The following is a 1,381-nucleotide window of genomic DNA, read 5'->3' as shown; positions in this document are numbered from 1 at the left end:
ATTAGTTAGAGGATTTTCTATTGTTTGACAACCGATAACTGATAAACAGGTAGAGTACACAACTAAATTTTTCAACATATTAAATCATCTCAGGTTTGCTAAACAAGAATTAATTTTCATCATGGTGCGGATTTATCATTAATTAACGGGTTTTCATGTTTTTTGATAAATTATTTATGTTTAATTTTAGTAACATACCACCTTTGATATTCTTTGTTCCAAGCTAGATAAAACTTGAGTTTAATAGGAGAAATTTTCCCACTTTTCATTTTATAGTGAGTACCAATATTGACGATAGCATTATCATAACTTTCTTTTTCAATCTTAACTCTGTTAATATTTACATGATCAACTTGTGTCCACCATTTAATAAAAGAGTTGTAACCATCTGGATGTAATTCTTTATTTTCTTTGACTGTGGTGGGATAAATATCCCAAGCTGTTTGATAATCTTGATTATTAATTTTAGTATAGTAATCTTCTATAGCTTTTGCAGGTGATAGTCTATTAACATTATCTGATACTGAAGGAGTAGGTTGAGACTCATTTACAGATAAATTAGATGTTGTTGTTGAAGAAGAGATTAGTTGAATATTAATAATTCGCCAATTATTGTCTGTTTCATTCCATCTCAGGTAGTATAGAACATCTGCATAAATTTTACTCCCATTTTTTAAATCATCTTTACATCGCACTTTGACTTTTGCAGTTTTATTTTGAGAAGAGGAACTAATTATTTCTACATTAATATTATTAATTTGTTCCCACCATTCTATATAGGATTGATAACCTTTAGGATGAGATGTAGAATTTTCCTGTAATTCAGTCGCCAAAAAACTCCAAGCCTCTGTATAATTGTTTTCATTTAGCTTTGTATAGTAATTGTTGATAAATATTTCCGGTGATGGTCTATTAACATTATCTATATCTGCCGCTGATACAGTGGATAAATTTCTTTTTTGTCTTGTTAGCGTGGTTTTAGATTTGGGAATTATAGCAACCTGATTTGTTTCCACAGGTGTGGGAATAGGAGAAGATGATAAACTAGTAGTTGGTGTATTATTCTCCAATTGCAATACTAAATCAAAGGTTTTTACCCCTTGAGGTGCAGCAACTTGAATAATATATTTACCATTTCTGGGTAACTCTCCACCTTTGAAAATTGTATTATCTGGAGTAAATACCCAAAGACAAACATCCGCATCTGTATTATAACTTAATTTTTGTCCTGTTTTTGCTGTAAAGGTATAACCAACATTTTTATTAGCGCTAACTTGACCAGACTTAGTAACTGTACTTTCATTTAATACAACCTCCTCTACATCTTTTCCACTCAAGGAAACCATAGGTTTTTCCCCACAACCAGAGGAACTGATAGCAT

Annotated in this window: 1 protein-coding gene; it reads right to left on the bottom strand. The window is 31.0% G+C overall.

Annotation, left to right across the window (positions count from 1 at the left end; genetic code table 11):
- Nucleotides 1-170: 170 nt before the first annotated feature.
- On the bottom strand, nucleotides 171-1,381 hold a 1,211-nt coding region (locus ACIR131C_RS25850), incomplete at its 5' end, for a hypothetical protein (protein ID WP_051347446.1).

The sequence above is a fragment of the Dolichospermum circinale AWQC131C genome, assembly GCF_000426905.1.
Lineage (GTDB): Bacteria > Cyanobacteriota > Cyanobacteriia > Cyanobacteriales > Nostocaceae > Dolichospermum > Dolichospermum circinale.
Note: the sequence above shows the minus strand (reverse complement) of the source record. Positions and strands in the feature narration are given on the sequence as shown.